The following is a 15,746-nucleotide window of genomic DNA, read 5'->3' on the forward strand; positions in this document are numbered from 1 at the left end:
GCCATGCAGTTCGCCGTCCTTGACGCCGCTCCGGCGCAGGCGCACCTTCCGCGCTCCTCGACCACCCGGAGCACCGGACGATGCCAGACCAACACGCCCCGCACCCCGAGCTCGCCACGCAATGGCGCCGCGAGTTCCCGATCCTGCAGACCCACACCTACATGAACTCGTGCTCCCTCGGCGCGCTCTCCCGGCGCTCGATGGGGTACCTGGGCGAATACCAGGCGCTCTGGAACAGCATGGGCGCCTCCGCGTGGTACGAGCTGTGGCTGGGAAGGATCGCCGAGCTGCGCGGCCACGTCGCGCGCATGTGGAACGCGCGGGAGAACGAGATCGCGCTCACCCCCAGCGTCTCCGCCGCGCTCTCGTCGGTGGCTTCCACCATCGACTACACGAAGCGCAACCGCGTGGTCGTCTCGGACCTGGACTTCCCCACCCTCGTCTACCAGTGGCTCGCGCGCCCCGAAGTCGAAGTGGTGCGCGTGCCCAGCGACGACGGCATCGGCGTGCCGCCCGAGCGCTGGGCCGAGTACGTCGACGAGCGCACCGCCATCGTCGCCACCAGCCACGTCTTCTACGGCACGGGATACGTGCAGGAGCTGGAGCCGATCGCGCGGGCGGCGCGCGGAGCGGGCGCGCTCTTTTTGGTGGATGGATACCAGGCCGTCGGCCAGATCCCCGTGGACCCGCGCGCCAGCGGGGCGGACGTGTACGTGGCTGGGCCCCTCAAGTGGCTCCTGGGCGGGCCGGGGCTCGCGTACCTCTGGGTCCGCGAGGAGCGCATCGCCGAGATGCGCCCCACCGTGACTTCGTGGTTCGGCGCGCGCGACCAGTTCTCCTTTCGTGTCGATGAGTACGAGCCGCGCGAGGATGCCGGCCGCTTCTCCCTCGGCACCCCCGCCGTGCCGACGGTCTACACGGCGCTGGGCGGAATGGAGATCTTCAAGGAAGCGGGCGAGCGCGCCGTCTACGAGCGCATCGCCGGGCTCACGGCGCACCTCGTTGAGCTGCTCGAGGATGGCGGGTTCGAGCTGCGCATCGCGGACGAGGCGCACAGGTCAGGGATCGTGCTGCTGAAGCACGACGACGCGGCCGGCGCCGTCGCGCGCCTGGCCAAGCAGGGGATCGTCGTGGACCACCGCGCCGGCTACGTGCGCGTCTCGCCCCACTTCTACAACACCGAAGCGGAGAACGAGCTCACCGTCCGCGCGCTCCTGGAGGGGTGACGTTCCCGGACGGGAACAGGGCATGTTCCTAAACGGGAACACATTCCCAATTGACGACGTGCCCGATCGAGTGTAACTTATTGCACCAACACGACTTGCACCGCACCACGGGGGTGGCATATCGGTTGCCCATGTCGCTGTCGGAACACGGAGCCGGCCGCCCAACGCGGAGCCCGCCCGATCCTGCGCCACCCCAAACCCCTCCTGGAGACCACATGAAGAAGTTCGCGATCGTTCTCGGTGCCGCTGCCCTGCTTGCCCTTCCGTCGCTCGCCTCCGCGCAGAGCACTGCTACCGGCTCCATCGCCGCCACGGCCACCGTCGCCACGGTGCTCGACTTCGGCACCGCGTCCGGGATGAACTTCGGCATCGTGACGCCGGGCACCACGTCCAGCGCCGTCAGCGGCTACATCCCGTTCACCCGCAACGTCGGCGTGACCTTCACGCTGCCGGACGGGGCGACCACCGGGCGCCTGACCCGCGCGGGCGGCACCGAGACGCTGCAGCCCGCCTTCAGCGCCTGCGGCGTCGGCACCACCAACAGCGCCATCACCAGCGCCTTCTCGGCGTGCGGCGGCACGGGCCTCACCTCGGCGAGCGTGGTCGGCACCCTCACGGCGCCCACCACCGGCCCCACCAGCGAGTTCGTGATCTTCACCGGCACCGTGGCGGTTCCGACGGCGGCCGTTCCGGGGACGTACACCGGCACCATCAAGATCACGGCGACGGCCAACTGAGCCGCACCGGATCGCCGCGGGACGAGAGGGGGATGCGGGCGGCCGTAAGGACGGCGCTCCTCCTCGCGCTCGCGGGGTGTTTAAGCGGGGGCGGGGCATACGCCCAGGCCCCCGCGAGTGTCGGGGTGGATGCGGTTCCGGTCCAGGGGCTGTCGTTCGGCCCGCTGATCCCGGGAGTCTCGGAAGCGATCCCGGTGACGGACGCCGGGCGCAGGGCGGAGATCGTGCTGAACGGGCACGGCACGCTGGACGTGACGCTGGTGCTCCCCACGGCGATGGTCTCGCCCGCGGGCGCGCGGCTTCCGCTCCTCTTCACCGCGCGCGACGGGGCGCTGATGAGGAACGTCTCGGCCTCGCTCCTCCCCGTCGATCCGCTGAGCACGATGCGGGTGAGGCTGGACGCGTCGCAGGGCCCCGCCCGCCTCCTGCTGGGAGGCACCGCGCGCCCCTCGCGGGAGCAGCCGGCGGGAAGCTACACCGCCACCATCCTGGTGGTGATCACCAATCCTGGAACGTGATGTGCGCTCCGGGAGCAGAACCGCGGGAGATGCGATGACGATGCCCAAGATCCCCTCCTTCGCCGCCCGTGTGGCGCTCCTGCTGCTGGCGATGTCCGCCGGCACGGCGAGCCGCGCTGCGGCGGTGACGGTGAGCCCCACGGCCCTCTTCATCGACTCGCGCAGCCCCACGGCCATGCTGGTGCTCTTCAACGCCGGCACCGCGCCCGAGGAGATCGAGATCGGCTTCGCCTTCGGCTATCCCACGACGGACGCGCAGGGGCGGACGAACACGATCCTCACCGACTCCGCGCCGGCGGGCGATCCCTCCATCCTCCCCTACGTGCGCGCCTTTCCGCGCCGCCTGACGCTCGCCCCCGGGCAGCGCCAGACGGTCCGCGTGCTGGTGCAGGCGCCGGCCGGGATGGCGGAGGGCGAGTACTGGGGCCGCGTGGTGGTGCGCTCGCGCGGGGGCACGCCCCCCATCGAGCAGAACAACGGCGCCGTGCGCATGCAGCTCAACGTGGAGACCGCAGTCGCCACGGCCGTCCTCTTCCGCAAGGGCACCGTCACCACCGGCCTGGCGGTGAACGGCAGCGTCGCGCGGCTCACCCCGGCCGCCGTGGAGGCAGAGTTCGACGTGCGCCGCACCGGCAGCGCCGTCTTTCTGGGCCACCTGCGCGCCGAAGTCGTGACCGCGGACGGGCGGGTGGTGGGGCGGATGGAGGACGAGATGGCCGTCTACCGCGCCCTGCGCCTGCGCTACACCATCCCGCTGGCGGCCGGCGCGCCGCGCACGGGGCTCACGGTGAGGTACACCTTCGACACCGAGCGCCCCGACCTTCCCGCGCCGGGCGCCGTCAAGGCCGCGCCCGTCTCGGGCACCGCAACCGTACAGGGCTGATGATCCGCATCCGCTTCTTCCTGACGCTCGCCATAGGGGCCGCGCTCTGCGCCGCCCCCGTGCGCGCGCAGGAAAAGCCGATGTCCTCTTCCGGCATCGCCGCGATGGCGGAGGTGCCGTACCCGCCGCTCACGGCCACGGGTATGCGCCCGGTGCTGTTCGGCAACGTCACCCCCGGCACGCCTGAGATCGTCCTTCCCGGCTACGCGGCGGGGAGCATGTCCGGCGAGTGGCGGATGACGGGTGTGGCGCGCGCGCGTACCATCGACATCTCCTTCGTCCTCCCGACCACGCTGAACGCGGCGGGCGGGCGGACGATGCCCATCTCGTTCAACGGCAACTACGCCGCCCTGTGCGAGATCGACGACGCCGCACAGACGTGCGTGCCGGCGTCGTGGGTGACCTGGAACCCGGTGACCACGCCCAGCTTCCGCGACACGCCGCAGCGCTACAAGCCGGGACGGCCGAAGTACGAGTACGACCACTACTCGGTGTACATGGGCGGCCGGGTCGCTCCCCCCGTGAGCCAGCCGGCGGGCAACTACTCGGGGACGATCACCATCCAACTGGTGATCAACTGAGCCGGGGTCCCGCTCCGTGAGCGCCATCCGCGCGCTGCTCTGCGCCCTTGCCGTGCTCGTCGCGGGCGCCCCTCTCGCCGCGCAGGAAACACCGCCCGGCTACGAGCAGGGGATCTACGACCTCCGCGTCGGCACCCTGAACCCACTCAGCGTCCCCGTGCTCCTCGATGAGCGCGGGGCCGTCCTCGTTCCGCTCCGGCCCCTGCTGGAGCTGTCGGGCGCGCCCTTTCGCGTGGTGCCGGACAGCGGGCTCGCCGTCGTCTCGCGGCCGCGCGGGGCCGGGCAGGCGGTGCTGGACGTGCGCGCCGGCACGCTGACGGCCGCCACGCGCGTGACCCTCGCCCCCGGCGACGCGCTGGTGTGGGCGAGCGACGTCTACGCCACCGTCGCGCGCGCCGCGCAGCTCCTGGAGGCCGAGGCGGCCACGGACGCGGCGGAGCTGACCGTGCGCTTCACCCGCGCCGTTCCCTTTCCGGCACAGGAGCGCGGCGAGGCGGAGGCGCGGCGCCAGTTCGAGAGCGGGCAGGGGCGCGACGGGCCCGCCGTGGACCCGCGCTCCGTCCCGTTCCGGCCGCGCACCGGCGGCGCGGTGCTGGAGTGGGGCGTGTCGACCTCCACCCCCGACCTCGGCGTGCCGGACGCCGGGTCGGCGGTGGTGGGGCTGGGCGTGTACGGCGGGATGCTGCAGGTGGGTGCCTCCGTCTCCAACCCCGGCGGCGGCCTGCCCGTGCGCACCGATCCCACGGCGCGCTTCCGCCGCGTCTTTCCGCTCAACCGCTGGCTCCGGCAGGTGCAGTTGGGCGACGTGGCGACGGAGAACCTGCGCGTGCGGGCCGTGCGCGGCGTCACCCTCACCAACGCGCCCTTCATCCGCGATCCGCTTTTCGGCTCCGTGCAGTACGACCCGTCGCTCCCCGCGGGGTGGGACTACGAGGTCTACCAGGACGGCCGCCTCCTGGGCTTCTCGCACGGCGCCGAGCGGGGGCCCGTCTCCATCCCGCTGGGCTACGGCAGCACGCCGGTGCGGGTGCGGCTGTACGGCCCGGCCGGCGAGCAGGTTGAGTCCGAGCTGGTGTACCTCGTCCCCGTGACGCAGCTCCCGGCCGGGCGCTGGCAGTACGCGGTGGGGGGCGGCGCCTGCGTGCGCGACCCCGACTGCCGCCAGATGGGATACGTGGACGTTCGCCACGGCCTTTCCCGCGCCCTCACCCTCTTCGCCGGCGCCGATGCGCTGGCCGGCGACGAGTCGCGTGTGCGGCCGTACGGGGGCGCCAGCCTGGCGGGCGGCTCCGCGTGGGCCGCGCAGGTGGAGGCGATGGCGGGCGCGTTCGTGCAGGGTGCACTGCAGAACTTCGGCAGCGGCCCCGTGTCCGGCACGCTGAGCGGCGGCATCACCTTTCCCGAGCTGGACGGGCGCTCGCTGGCGGGTCCGGGCGGCGCCGCGCCCGTTCCGGGGACCGGCACCCGCTGGAACGTGGACGCCACCGCGGGGATCAGGACGCCGCGCGCCGGGCGACGCATCGGGGTCACGGGCCGCGTGGAGGGCGGCAGTGGCACCGGTCTGGACCACGCGCGCGGAGCGGTGCTGGGCACGCTGCGCGGCGTGATCCTGGAGGCCGCCGTGGAGCACGTCGCGTCGCCCGTCCTGGGCACGTCGGACGTCGGCTCGCTGCGCGGCACCTTTCCGCTGCACGCCCTCAGCAGCCGCCTTCCCAGCGGCACGCTGATCACCGCGGAGGCGGGCGCCGGAGCGGGCGGGTTGCAGCGCGGCGAGCTGGGCGTCTACGCACAGGTGCGTTCCCTGGTCCTCAACGCGGTGGGCCACTGGGATGCGCGCATCTCGTCGCCCTCGCTGGTGATCGGCACGTCGCTGCGCTTCGGCTACGGGCGCGCGCAGGCAAGGCTGGGTTCGCAGGGCGGGCAGCTGACGGGCGGCACCACGATCAGCGGCGCGCTGGCCTTCTCCGGCGGCGCGGGCATCGCTCCCCTCCCCTACGGCGGAATGGGTCAGTCGGGGCTGCACGGCGTCGTCTTCCACGACCTCGACGGCAACGGCGCCCTCGATCCGGGTGACGAGCCGGTGCCGGACGCGCGCGTCTTCGTGGGCGGCGCGCTGGTGAAGACGGATGCCGCCGGCCGCTACGCCACCTGGTCCGTGCTCCCGTACGAGATCGCCAGCGTGCGCGTCGACACGATCGGCCTCAACGATCCGTCGTGGGTGCCGGTGCGCGACATCGTGCTCCTGCGCCCCTCGCCGCACCTGTTCACGCGCGTGGACCTCGCCCTGGCGCCCACGCGCGAGCTGGCGGGCGCGCTGGTCCCCGAGCGCGGCGTCGCCACCGCGAGCGGCATCACGGTGGAGATATTGGGCGCGGACGGGGCGGTGTCACAGCGCGTCCTGACCTTCAGCGACGGCAGCTTCTACATCGGCCGCATCCGTCCGGGCCAGTACCAGGCGCGCGTCTCGGAGTCCTCGCTTCGCGCGCTCGGCGCCCGCGCCGCCCCCGCCACCGTCACCTTCACCGTCCCCTCCTCCGGCACCGACCCCCTGGTGGAGATCCCGACGATCCGGCTTGTGCGGGGACCATAGGGTTAACACCCCGCACCGCATCCGTAGGGGCGCGATTTATCGCGCCCGTGCCCGACCGCGCACCGCCGCCCGCCATTTACACGAATGCGTCGTAGGGGCAGACCGACGTGTCTGCCCGCCCTCGCCCGCGCGTCTATGCCCGGCGCCGTCACACCGACCGATGCGCTTCGCGGTAGAGACGTCGCCGGGCGCGGAGATCGGGGCGCGCAGAGGAGGGCGGACACGCAGGTCCGCCCCTACGGTTTTTTTGGTGTACGGTGGGCGGGTGGCGGAGCCGCGCGGGGCACGGGCGCGATGAATCGCGCCCCTACGGGGCATCGTGCGGATGCACGCGAACTCCCCCTCCCCCAGGCAGTTATGGGGGAGGGGGATGCGTCGCCGAGCGACGCTGGGGGTGGGGCCCCACCGCATCCCCCACCCGGATCTCGCCGCCCTCGACGATCGTCGCGCGCAGGCCGCCGCGGTCGGCGAGGTCGCGCATGACGCCGCGGTAGGTGAAGCGCTGGAGGCGGCGGCACGGATCGCAGCGCTCCACGCCGCGCAGAACGACGTTCCCGATCCGGAACATCTGCCCGACGAGCGCGTTCAGATCCACCCCGCGCGTAACGATGTTGCGCCGCGTGTCGGCCGCGGAGAAGTCGCGGCCGGTGGCGCGCACACCCTCCACCGCCTCCGCCTCCACCAGCGTGACCTCGCAGACGGCGGCGTAGCGGGTGGGTGGCGCGCCCAGGTAGCGGTCGCCCAGCAGCCCCTGCCCCGCCACCGCCGTCGCGGATTCGACGGGGGTGCGGGGCTCGCCGCGCGCAGTCGCCAGAAAGATGGCCTCTACGTTCGCGATCACGATCTCCTGAGTGTTCGGACACGGTACCCGGTCATACCACCCCTGCGCAAAGCTCGTTGGCGACACGTGCGGAGCTCGATAGATTGTTGCCGATCAGCGCGAGGCCCATGACTTCACGCGAACGGAGAAGCTATGAACGGTCGATCAGACGCTGACGATCTGCGGGCGGAGTACGACTTCACTCCCGAGCAACTGCACGAGGGCGTGCGGGGAAAGTACGCGGCGCGTTACGCCGAGGGCACGAACCTCGTGCCGCTGGATCCAGATGTGGCCGCGGTATTTCCGGATGCTGCCGCCGTAAACCACGCGTTGCGCGCTCTGGCGGCGATCATCAAGGAACGAGCCCGATCCGCTGCATAGCGCCGGGCCTGAAGAGTCGGGCTCAGCGGTTCCGCTCACGGCGACCCAGGCAGCAGCGGGGTGCGCCGGCCCTGTTCGGGCGGATCCGGGAGCAGCCGGTTCACGAACGGGTACCACGCCAGCTCCCCATCCTTGGCTCGGAACGCGGCGCCGACGGGCAGGACTAACCACGCCACAGTGGCAGAGACCAGTAACGATCCGAACGCCACCACGATTATCTCGGGAATCATCTCGTCCCACCTTTGGCCCGCCATGATCATCATCGCGAGCCCACCGGCTGAGTTGGCGGCGAGCGCGCGAAACCCGTGCGAGGCGAGAAAGCCGCGCCACCGGGAGGTGCGAGCCGCCCACAGCGCCGCCGCCGGCGGACCAAAGAATGACACGACCGCGAGCGACACGCGCATTGCGGTGCTCCACTCGTACACGGACTGCGCGCCGGGAGTGTCGTAAATCTCGGCCCCCCACTCCATCAAGCGGCCGAGCGCCAGCCAGGCGTGAAGCCCCAGGTGAGAGCACGCGGCCAGCAGCCGAACGTCGCGAGGAGGACCGGGGCGGCTCATGATCGTGCGGGGAGATCGCGGGCGCCTACTCGGTCCCCGCCAGCCCCAGCTCGGGCGCCACACCACGCATCGCCTCGATCACGAAGGCGACGTGGTCGGAGAGCTCCACGCCGAGCAGCTCGGCCGCGTGGCGCACGTCCTCGCGGTCCACGCCGGCGGCGAAGCCCTTGTCCTTCATCTTCTTGAGCACCGACTTCGCCTCCAGGTCCATCACCGACTTCGAGGGACGCACCAGGGCGGCGGCGGTCACCAGGCCGGTGATCTCGTCGCAGGCGTACAGGGTGCGGTCCAGGACGGACTCGGGCTGCACGCCGGTGCGCGGCGCGTAATGCGCGAGGACGGCGTGGATCATCTCGTCCGGGTAGCCGCGCTCGCGCAGGATCTCGGTGCCGGGGAGCGGGTGCTGGTCCGGGAAGCGCTCGTAGTCGAAGTCGTGCAGGAGGCCGGTGAGCCCGAACAGCTCCTCGTCCTCGCCGAAGCGGCGGGCGTAGGCGCGGCACGCCGCCTCCACCGAGTACATGTGGCGGCGCAGGCTCTCGCTCTGCACGTACTCGTGCATCAGCGCCAGGGCTTCATCGCGGGCGGGAAGCGGCATCGGATCGGGGGTGTGGAAGATGGGTCAGAGTTCTGGGAAAGAAGTCCTAAGTCCTAAGTCCTGGATCAATAGCGCACTCACGCACTAACGCACTCACGCACTGCAGTTCAGCACTCAGCTCTGCGCCGTTCAGGGCGCCGGGCGCGCCATCTCAAAGGTCACGTACACCTCGCCCCCGCCGACCGCGATCCAGCGCGTCTGCATGCCGTACCGCGGATGCTCGATCTCCACCCGGTGGGTGCCCTGCGTCACGCGGCCGGTGACGAACATACCACGGCGGTTGGTGGTCCGCGGGGCGGCGCCCTCCACGCGCACCGTCACTCCCTCAACCGGATCGCCGCTGGCCGCGTCCAGAACCTGGCCGTGCACCGCGACGGGGGGCGAGCCGGTCGCCTGCAGCGTCACGCCCTCCACGTGCACGGTCTGCGAGAACACGGTCACGGCCAGGTCGCGCAGCACGGGCGCGGTGCCGACCAGCGTGAGGGTGACGGGGTCGCCGTGCTCGCCGTGCACCGTGGCGCGCGCGGTGATCGGCACCCCCACCGGCGCGGCGCAGAACCGGTAGTTCCCCTCCGAGTCCGTCCGCACCTCGCCGCGCACCGGCCCGGCGGGGCCGTTCCACCACACCGTGACGGCCGCGTCCGGAATCGGGACCCGGCTGCCGCTGTTCCGCACAGCACCGGCGAGCACGCCCGCGCCGGCGGCCAGCGAGTCGCACCCCGCGGCGATCACGGTGGCGAGCGAGGGCGAGAGGAGGCGTACGCTCGCGGCCGCGCCGGTCCGCACCGCCACGTCCGTGGCCGGCACGCGGTAGCGGAGCGAGTCGGTGCGCGGATGGGTGAAGGTGACGGAGTAGCGCCCCTCGCCGAGCCCGGCGATGCGGAAGCGGCCCTCGCCATCGGTCATCGCCGTCCGGTCGGTCCCCACCAGCGCGACGCGGGCACCGGGGAGCGGAGCCGCCGTCACCGCGTCCACCACCACCCCTTCCAGCGTCCCGGATTCGGCCGCGAACACCCGCTCGCCGGCCGCCGTCGACACATCCTGCACGTAGCCGCCGGTCTCGCGGAGCGCCTTGAGCACCACGTTGCTGCCGCGCCACGCCGTGGTGTTCCAGGTCTTCGCGACCAGTTGCGGCATCCGCAGGCGCCAGCGGCGGACGATCCAGGCACCGCCCGCCAGCCGCGCGAACTCCACGCGCCCGCCCACCCCCTCGTGCTCCTCTTCGCGCGGGAGGCCGGTGAAGCGGAAGTCGAGGTGGCGAAGCTCCGAAGTCGCGGGGTCCAGCCAGAGCACGCCGCTCACGTCGGTTACCTCGCGGCGGCGCGATGGCTCGAAAGTGAGCCCCACGAGCCCCGCGGTCGGTCCTTCGCCCCGCTGCACGCCGAAGCAGTGCGTATCCTGGAACTCGTCCGAGAGGAGGAGCGCGGCGTCAGGCGCGAAGAAGTAAATCCCGTCGCCGCGCACCTCGCGGTATCCCAGGCGAGTGAGCTCCGCGGCGTCACGGCTCCGCCACACCGAGCGCCCGCTGAAGCTGAGCCGCTGCGACGTCTCGGTGGTGATGCGCTCCGTCTCCGCCTCGATGTCGCGCACGTACTCGGTAAACCCGAAGCGCATGGCGCCCGACGTCCACGTGGTGGCGTCGATCGCCTTGCGCGCCTCCTCCCACAGCAGCGCCGCGGCACGGCCGTCCGCGCGGCGCACGTCGCAGCGCGAGCGGCCCTGCGCCACCACCGCCTCCAGAGCCACCGGCGCGCCGGCGCTCACCAGCCGCAGCTCGCGCGACTCGCCCGCCGCCAGCGCTAACGCAAGCGAGTTCGTCGCCCCGAACCCGATCCGCTCCGCGCGCACGCGGTAGCTCCCCGCCGTCCTGCCCTGCACGCTGAAGCGCCCGTCCGCGCCCGTCAGCGCACGCGCCACCACCTCGCCACCCTCGCCGCGCAGGCTGATGAAGGCGCCGGAGACCGGCTTCCCGGCCGCATCCACCAGCACTCCCCGCACCTGCTGCGCGGCCACCGGGCTCGCTGCGAGAGTGGCGATCACTGCGAGGACGATGCGCATGCGGGCTCCGGTGCTGCGGGAAAACCATCACACAGAGAAAACGGAGGGGAACAACAAGCCGCAGAGAACCCCTCCTCCTCTTTCAGTACCCCTCTGTGTCTCTGTGTAAGGCCAGTTCCTTAGAAGTCGGCGCTGCCCGGCGTCCGCGGATACGGAATCACGTCACGGATGTTGCCGAGCCCGGTCGCGTAAAGCACCAGCCGCTCGAAGCCGAGCCCGAACCCCGCGTGCGGCACCGTGCCGTAGCGGCGCAGGTCGCGGTACCACCAGTACGATTCCTTGGGCAGCCCCAGCTCGTCCATGCGCCGGTCCAGCACGTCCAGCCGCTCCTCGCGCTGCGACCCGCCGATGATCTCGCCGATGCCGGGCGCCAGCACGTCCATGGCGGCCACGGTGCGGCCGTCGTCGTTCTCGCGCATGTAGAACGACTTGATCTCCCTGGGATAGTTCATCACCACCACCGGGCGCTTCACCAGCTCCTCGGTCAGGTAGCGCTCGTGCTCGCTCTGCAGGTCCACGCCCCACTTCACCGGGAACTCGAACTTCTTTTTCGACTCCTCCAGGCGGCGCACGGCCTCCGTGTAGTCCATCCGCTCGAACGAGCTCTCCACGAAGCGCTCCACCCGCCCGAGGGCATCCTTGTCGATGCGGTCCACAAAGAACGCCATGTCGTCCTGCCGCTCGTTCAGCAGGTCGGTGAAGATCGACTTGAGGAGCGCCTCGGCGAGGTCCGCGTCGTCGCTCAGGTCCGCGAAGGCGATCTCCGGCTCGATCATCCAGAACTCGGCCAAGTGGCGGCTGGTGTTGGAGTTCTCCGCGCGGAACGTCGGGCCAAAGGTGTACACCTTGGTGAGCGCCTCGCAGTACGCCTCCACGTTCAGCTGCCCGCTCACCGTGAGCGACGCCGAGCGTCCGAAGAAGTCGTGCGAGAAGTCCACCCCGCCGTCCGTCGTGCGCGGCGGGTTCGCCAGGTCCAGCGTGGAGACGCGGAACATCTCCCCCGCCCCCTCCGCGTCGCTGGTGGTGATGATGGGCGTGTGGACCCAGAAGAAGCCGTTGCGGTCGAAGAAGCGGTGCACGGCCATGGACAGCGTGTGCCGCACGCGCGCCACCGCGCCGAATGTGTTGGTGCGCGGGCGGAGGTGCGCCACCGTGCGCAGGAACTCCATGGAGTGCGCCTTGGGCTGGATCGGGTACGTCTCCGGATCCTCCACCCACCCAAGCACTTCTACGCTCGCCGCGCGGACCTCCACCGGCTGCGGGCGTCCGGGCGTGGCCACGAGCTCGCCGCGCACGCTCACGGAGCACCCGGCGGTCAGGCGCGTCACCTCGCCGGCGTAGTTGGGCAGGTCGCCGCCCGCCACCACCTGGATGGGTGCGAAGCACGACCCGTCGTGCACGTTGAGGAACGAGATCCCGGCCTTGGAATCGCGCCGGGTGCGGATCCATCCCTGCACGAGTACGGCGGTGCCGGGCTCCACCTTGCCCGCGAGCAGTTCGGCGATCGAGGTGCGTTGCATCGGTCTCAGAATGTGGTCGGACGCTGGTTTGTCTGGACGGCGTGAAGCATCGCTGCCAACTTACTCATTCCGGCGCGATCCTGCACGATCCCTTCGGCCACCCTGGATGACTGACTCCGAGCTGGCGCAAGCGCTGCACGACGCGTGGCACTCCGACCGCGAGCACGTGGAGCGCATCGTCCTCGCCGCCGCCGTGATCGCGACGGCCCTGAAGCGCGCCGGGATGCGTGCGACGCTCGTCGGCGGCGCGGCGATAGAGTTCTACGCGCCTCTCGCGTATGCGACCACTGATATCGACCTCGTGGTGGAGGGCCGCACCCGCGACGAGATCAATGCGACCCTCACCGCGCTCGGGATGCGCAGGCAAGGCCGCCATTGGGTGCTGGACGACCTGTACGTGGAGGTGCCGGGCAGTTACTTCGGAGAGGTCGCTGACTCGTTCGAAGTCGGGCCTTTCACGTTGCGCGTGATCCGCAGGGAGTACGTGCTGGCGGATCGCATCATCGGCTTCCGCTGGTGGAAGTACGCCGGTTACGCGGTTCAGGCGATCAACATGATGCTCACGTTCGGCGGCACCATCGACGACGCTCTGATGCGCGCGTACCTGCGCAAGGAAGGTGCGGAAGACACCTACGACCTCCTTCTCCGCTTCGCCGCATCGGGCGCGGTGGCGGAGCCGGAAACCCTTGAGGCTCTGTGGCGCGAGCACTACCGCTGACGCGAAGGAATGCGATGAACATCGACGACATCGATCTGTCCGAGTTCCGCCAAATGTGGGCGCGCAGCCGCGAGGCGACCGCCGCATTCCGTGCGCGCACCAACCCGGTCGGCATGACCCGCCCGCCGCGCGATCCTGACGAGCGCGCGTTTTTGGAGGAGCGCGGGCTGCTGGGGCCGTTCATCGAGATGGAGCAGCCCGGGTGGCGCGAGTACATGGAGCGGAAGTACACGCGGCCAGCGGCGGAAGAATCACGCGATCAGGAGGATTCGGGCGACGACACGATGCCCGCGTAACGAGTCCGCGCAGGCGGACTTCGCGTGGTTCCAGCCGCGAATTCATTCGCCCCGGTGCGGATCCGCCACGAATGGCGGGTTTGTGGGACGAATTCGGTGCGAAACGCGGGTTACGGCGAATGGTCGGGCACGGGCAGCCACATGGGGCGGCCCCTACGAGATCGGTGTGCGCGGCGGTATTTGGGGTGGCGGAAAGGATGGGCAGACACGTGGGTCTGCCCCTACGGAGAATCGGTGTATCGACGGGCGACGGGGCGGCGGCGGGCACGGGCGCGATGAATCGCGCCCTACAGGGTGGTGGAGGGTCGGGATCTCGCCCGCGAGTCCGCGAAGGCGGACTTTGTGCTGTTGTTGCAGCGAGTTCACTCGCCCGGCGGTCCCAGGTTCCGGTACACCGCCGGGGCTGTGGGGCACAGCTCGGCCAGCGCGCAGCGCTCGCAGTAGGGGCGGCGGGCGGTGCAGATGGCGCGGCCGTGGTCGATGGTCAGGTGCGTAAAGAGCACGCGCTCCTCCGGGGGCACGAGGGGCATCAGGTCCTGCTCGATCTTCTCAGGGTCCTCCTCGCGCGTCAGGCCCCAGCGGTAGGCGATGCGCTTGACGTGCGTGTCCACCACGACGCCCTCCGCGATCCCGAAGCCCACGCCCAGCAGCACGTTGGCCGTCTTGCGACCGACGCCCGGGAGCTGCGTGAGGGCCTCCATGTCGACCGGCACCTCGCCGCCGTGGCGCTCCACGAGCGCGCGGCCGAGGCCGATCACGGAGCGCGCCTTGTTGCGAAAGAAGCCGAGCGTGGCCACGTAGCGCTCCATCTCCTCCTGCGACGCGGCGGCGAAGTCGGCGGCGGTGCGGTAGCGGGCAAAGAGCGCCGGCGTGGCACGGTTCACCGCCGCGTCCGTCGTCTGCGCGGAGAGGACGGTGGCGACCAGGAGCTGGAGCGGGTTCTCGTGGGTCAGCGAGCACTTGCTGTCGGGGTACATCCCCTTGAGCCGCTCGATGATCGCCAGCGTGCGCTCACGTTTTGCGCGCTTGCTTTCTCTGGGCAAAGTAGTCTTCCACCTCTTTGAGTTCCCACGTGTTCAGGACGCCCCGCGCGGGGAGCCACGCCTTGCGCGCGACGTTGACGCCCCACGCCACGTTGTCCAGCCCCGCCACCGAGTGCGCGTCCGGGTTGATGGGGACGAGGACGCCGCGCTCGGCCGCGTAGCGCGCGTGGCGCCAGTCGACGTCCAGCCGGCGCGGATCGGCGTTGATCTCCACCGCCACGCCGTTCTCGGCCGCGGCGTCGATCACCGCGCGCACGTCCACCGGATACCCGCTCCGGCCCAGGAGGAGCCGCCCGGTGGCGTGCCCCAGGATGGTGAGGCGCGGGTTCTGGACGGCACGGATCAGCCGGTCCGTCTGCGCGCGCTCGCTCTGCTGGAAGGCGCTGTGGATGGAGCCCACCACGTAGTCGAAGCTCGCCAGCGTCGCGTCGGGAAAGTCGAGCGTGCCGTCGGCCAGGATGTCCGCCTCGGTGCCTTTGAAGATGCGGAAGCTCCCCTTCCCCACGTCGCGGTTCCATGCGTCGATCTCGCGGTTCTGCTTCTTCACGGCGGCTGGGGTAAGCCCGCCGGCGTACGAGGCGAGCTGGCTGTGGTCCGCGATCCCCAGGTAGTGCCAGCCGCGCGCGCGGGCCCCCTCCGCCATCTCGGCGAGCGTCGCCCGGCCGTCCGAGTAGGTGGTGTGGCAGTGAAAGGTGCCGCGCAGGTCGGCCAGCTCCACGAGCCGTGGCAGCGTCCCGGCCGCGGCAGCCTCCACCTCGCCCCACCCCTCACGCAGCTCGGGCGGGATCCAGGCGAGCCCCAGCGCCTCGTACAGCGCCTCTTCCGTGGGCGTGGCGACGCCGCCGAGTCCGTCCGGGCCCAGTGTCAGGCCACGCTCCCGTGCGCGCCCCGCCAGCTCCGCCACGTGCGCCTCGCTCCCCGTCCACACCGCCAGCGCCGCGCCGAAGCGGTCGGCGGGGACGCAGGCGAGGCTCGCCGCGAATCCGTCGCTGAAGCGCACCTCGGCGCGTCCCTTTCGATCCCCGCCGCCCGCCGTGTGCTCGCCGAGCGTGCGAAAGGCGGCCAGGGTATCCTCCGCGCGGTCCGTGGCGGCGACGAGGTCGATGGAGGAGACGACCTCCATCCGCCGCCGCAGCGGGCCGGCGAGCTCGGCGGCGGAGACGCCGGGGAGGGTGCGGACGTGCGCCACCAGCCGCGCCGCCACGTCCAGCGCGTGCACG

The 15,746-nt window shown here is 71.3% G+C and carries 16 protein-coding genes; 9 read left to right on the forward strand and 7 right to left on the reverse strand.

Annotated elements, in window-relative coordinates:
* Nucleotides 1-80 precede the first annotated feature (80 nt).
* The 6 genes from VF647_02730 (at nucleotide 81) to VF647_02755 (ending at nucleotide 6,535) form a co-directional block, all read left to right on the forward strand.
* Entirely contained in the window at nucleotides 81-1,226 is a 1,146-nt protein-coding gene (locus VF647_02730; GenBank protein HEX8450981.1) for an aminotransferase class V-fold PLP-dependent enzyme, read from the forward strand.
* Nucleotides 1,227-1,441: 215 nt separating this feature from the next.
* Nucleotides 1,442-1,963, forward strand: a complete 522-nt coding sequence (locus VF647_02735; protein HEX8450982.1) for a hypothetical protein — start codon at nucleotides 1,442-1,444, stop codon at nucleotides 1,961-1,963.
* A 32-nt stretch (nucleotides 1,964-1,995) separates the two neighbouring features.
* Nucleotides 1,996-2,481: a hypothetical protein gene (locus VF647_02740; GenBank protein ID HEX8450983.1), complete on the forward strand. Its 486-nt coding sequence runs from the start codon at nucleotides 1,996-1,998 to the stop codon at nucleotides 2,479-2,481.
* A 34-nt stretch (nucleotides 2,482-2,515) separates the two neighbouring features.
* The gene (locus VF647_02745; GenBank protein ID HEX8450984.1) at nucleotides 2,516-3,364 is read left to right on the forward strand and encodes a hypothetical protein; all 849 of its coding nucleotides are present in this window, start codon (nucleotides 2,516-2,518) and stop codon (nucleotides 3,362-3,364) included.
* On the forward strand, nucleotides 3,364-3,945 hold the full coding sequence (locus VF647_02750) for a hypothetical protein (protein HEX8450985.1): 582 nt from the start codon (nucleotides 3,364-3,366) through the stop codon (nucleotides 3,943-3,945). Before VF647_02745 ends, VF647_02750 begins: the two co-directional genes overlap by 1 nt.
* A 16-nt stretch (nucleotides 3,946-3,961) precedes the next feature.
* Nucleotides 3,962-6,535, forward strand: a complete 2,574-nt coding sequence (locus VF647_02755; GenBank protein HEX8450986.1) for a hypothetical protein — start codon at nucleotides 3,962-3,964, stop codon at nucleotides 6,533-6,535.
* Nucleotides 6,536-6,890: 355 nt separating this feature from the next.
* On the opposite strand, the gene VF647_02760 is transcribed toward VF647_02755, so the two are convergent.
* Nucleotides 6,891-7,376: an MOSC domain-containing protein gene (locus VF647_02760; GenBank protein HEX8450987.1), complete on the reverse strand. Its 486-nt coding sequence runs from the start codon at nucleotides 7,374-7,376 to the stop codon at nucleotides 6,891-6,893.
* Nucleotides 7,377-7,508: 132 nt separating this feature from the next.
* Between VF647_02760 and VF647_02765 the strand changes: the two genes are divergently transcribed.
* Complete coding sequence (locus tag VF647_02765) at nucleotides 7,509-7,736, forward strand: hypothetical protein (protein HEX8450988.1); 228 nt, start codon at nucleotides 7,509-7,511, stop codon at nucleotides 7,734-7,736.
* Nucleotides 7,737-7,771: 35 nt separating this feature from the next.
* On the opposite strand, the gene VF647_02770 is transcribed toward VF647_02765, so the two are convergent.
* The 4 genes from VF647_02770 to asnS all read right to left on the reverse strand — a co-directional run bounded on the left by VF647_02770 (nucleotide 7,772) and on the right by asnS (nucleotide 12,469).
* Nucleotides 7,772-8,296 carry a hypothetical protein gene (locus tag VF647_02770; GenBank protein ID HEX8450989.1) on the reverse strand — a complete coding sequence of 175 codons (525 nt, stop codon included), beginning with the start codon at nucleotides 8,294-8,296 and terminating at the stop codon, nucleotides 7,772-7,774.
* A gap of 25 nt (nucleotides 8,297-8,321) precedes the next feature.
* Entirely contained in the window at nucleotides 8,322-8,891 is a 570-nt protein-coding gene (locus VF647_02775) for an HD domain-containing protein (protein ID HEX8450990.1), read from the reverse strand.
* Nucleotides 8,892-9,020: 129 nt separating this feature from the next.
* A complete protein-coding gene (locus VF647_02780) occupies nucleotides 9,021-10,949 on the reverse strand; it encodes a carboxypeptidase regulatory-like domain-containing protein (protein HEX8450991.1) in 1,929 nt (642 codons plus the stop codon).
* A 119-nt stretch (nucleotides 10,950-11,068) separates the two neighbouring features.
* A complete protein-coding gene (asnS, locus tag VF647_02785) occupies nucleotides 11,069-12,469 on the reverse strand; it encodes an asparagine--tRNA ligase (GenBank protein ID HEX8450992.1) in 1,401 nt (466 codons plus the stop codon).
* Nucleotides 12,470-12,635: 166 nt separating this feature from the next.
* Here asnS and VF647_02790 point away from each other — a divergent pair, with 166 nt between their 5' ends.
* Together VF647_02790 and VF647_02795 are read left to right on the forward strand one after the other, a co-directional pair.
* Entirely contained in the window at nucleotides 12,636-13,187 is a 552-nt protein-coding gene (locus VF647_02790; GenBank protein HEX8450993.1) for a hypothetical protein, read from the forward strand.
* A gap of 14 nt (nucleotides 13,188-13,201) precedes the next feature.
* The gene (locus tag VF647_02795) at nucleotides 13,202-13,483 is read left to right on the forward strand and encodes a hypothetical protein (GenBank protein HEX8450994.1); all 282 of its coding nucleotides are present in this window, start codon (nucleotides 13,202-13,204) and stop codon (nucleotides 13,481-13,483) included.
* Nucleotides 13,484-13,845: 362 nt separating this feature from the next.
* Here the strand turns inward: VF647_02795 and nth are convergent, their stop codons facing one another.
* Together nth and VF647_02805 are read right to left on the reverse strand one after the other, a co-directional pair.
* Nucleotides 13,846-14,526: an endonuclease III gene (gene nth / locus VF647_02800; protein HEX8450995.1), complete on the reverse strand. Its 681-nt coding sequence runs from the start codon at nucleotides 14,524-14,526 to the stop codon at nucleotides 13,846-13,848.
* Nucleotides 14,495-15,746, reverse strand: a 1,252-nt coding sequence (locus VF647_02805) for a PHP domain-containing protein (protein ID HEX8450996.1), incomplete at its 5' end; no start/stop codon positions are given. The genes VF647_02805 and nth, both read right to left, overlap by 32 nt.

Origin of the sequence: Longimicrobium sp., assembly GCA_036387335.1 — a bacterium.
Classification (GTDB): domain Bacteria; phylum Gemmatimonadota; class Gemmatimonadetes; order Longimicrobiales; family Longimicrobiaceae; genus Longimicrobium.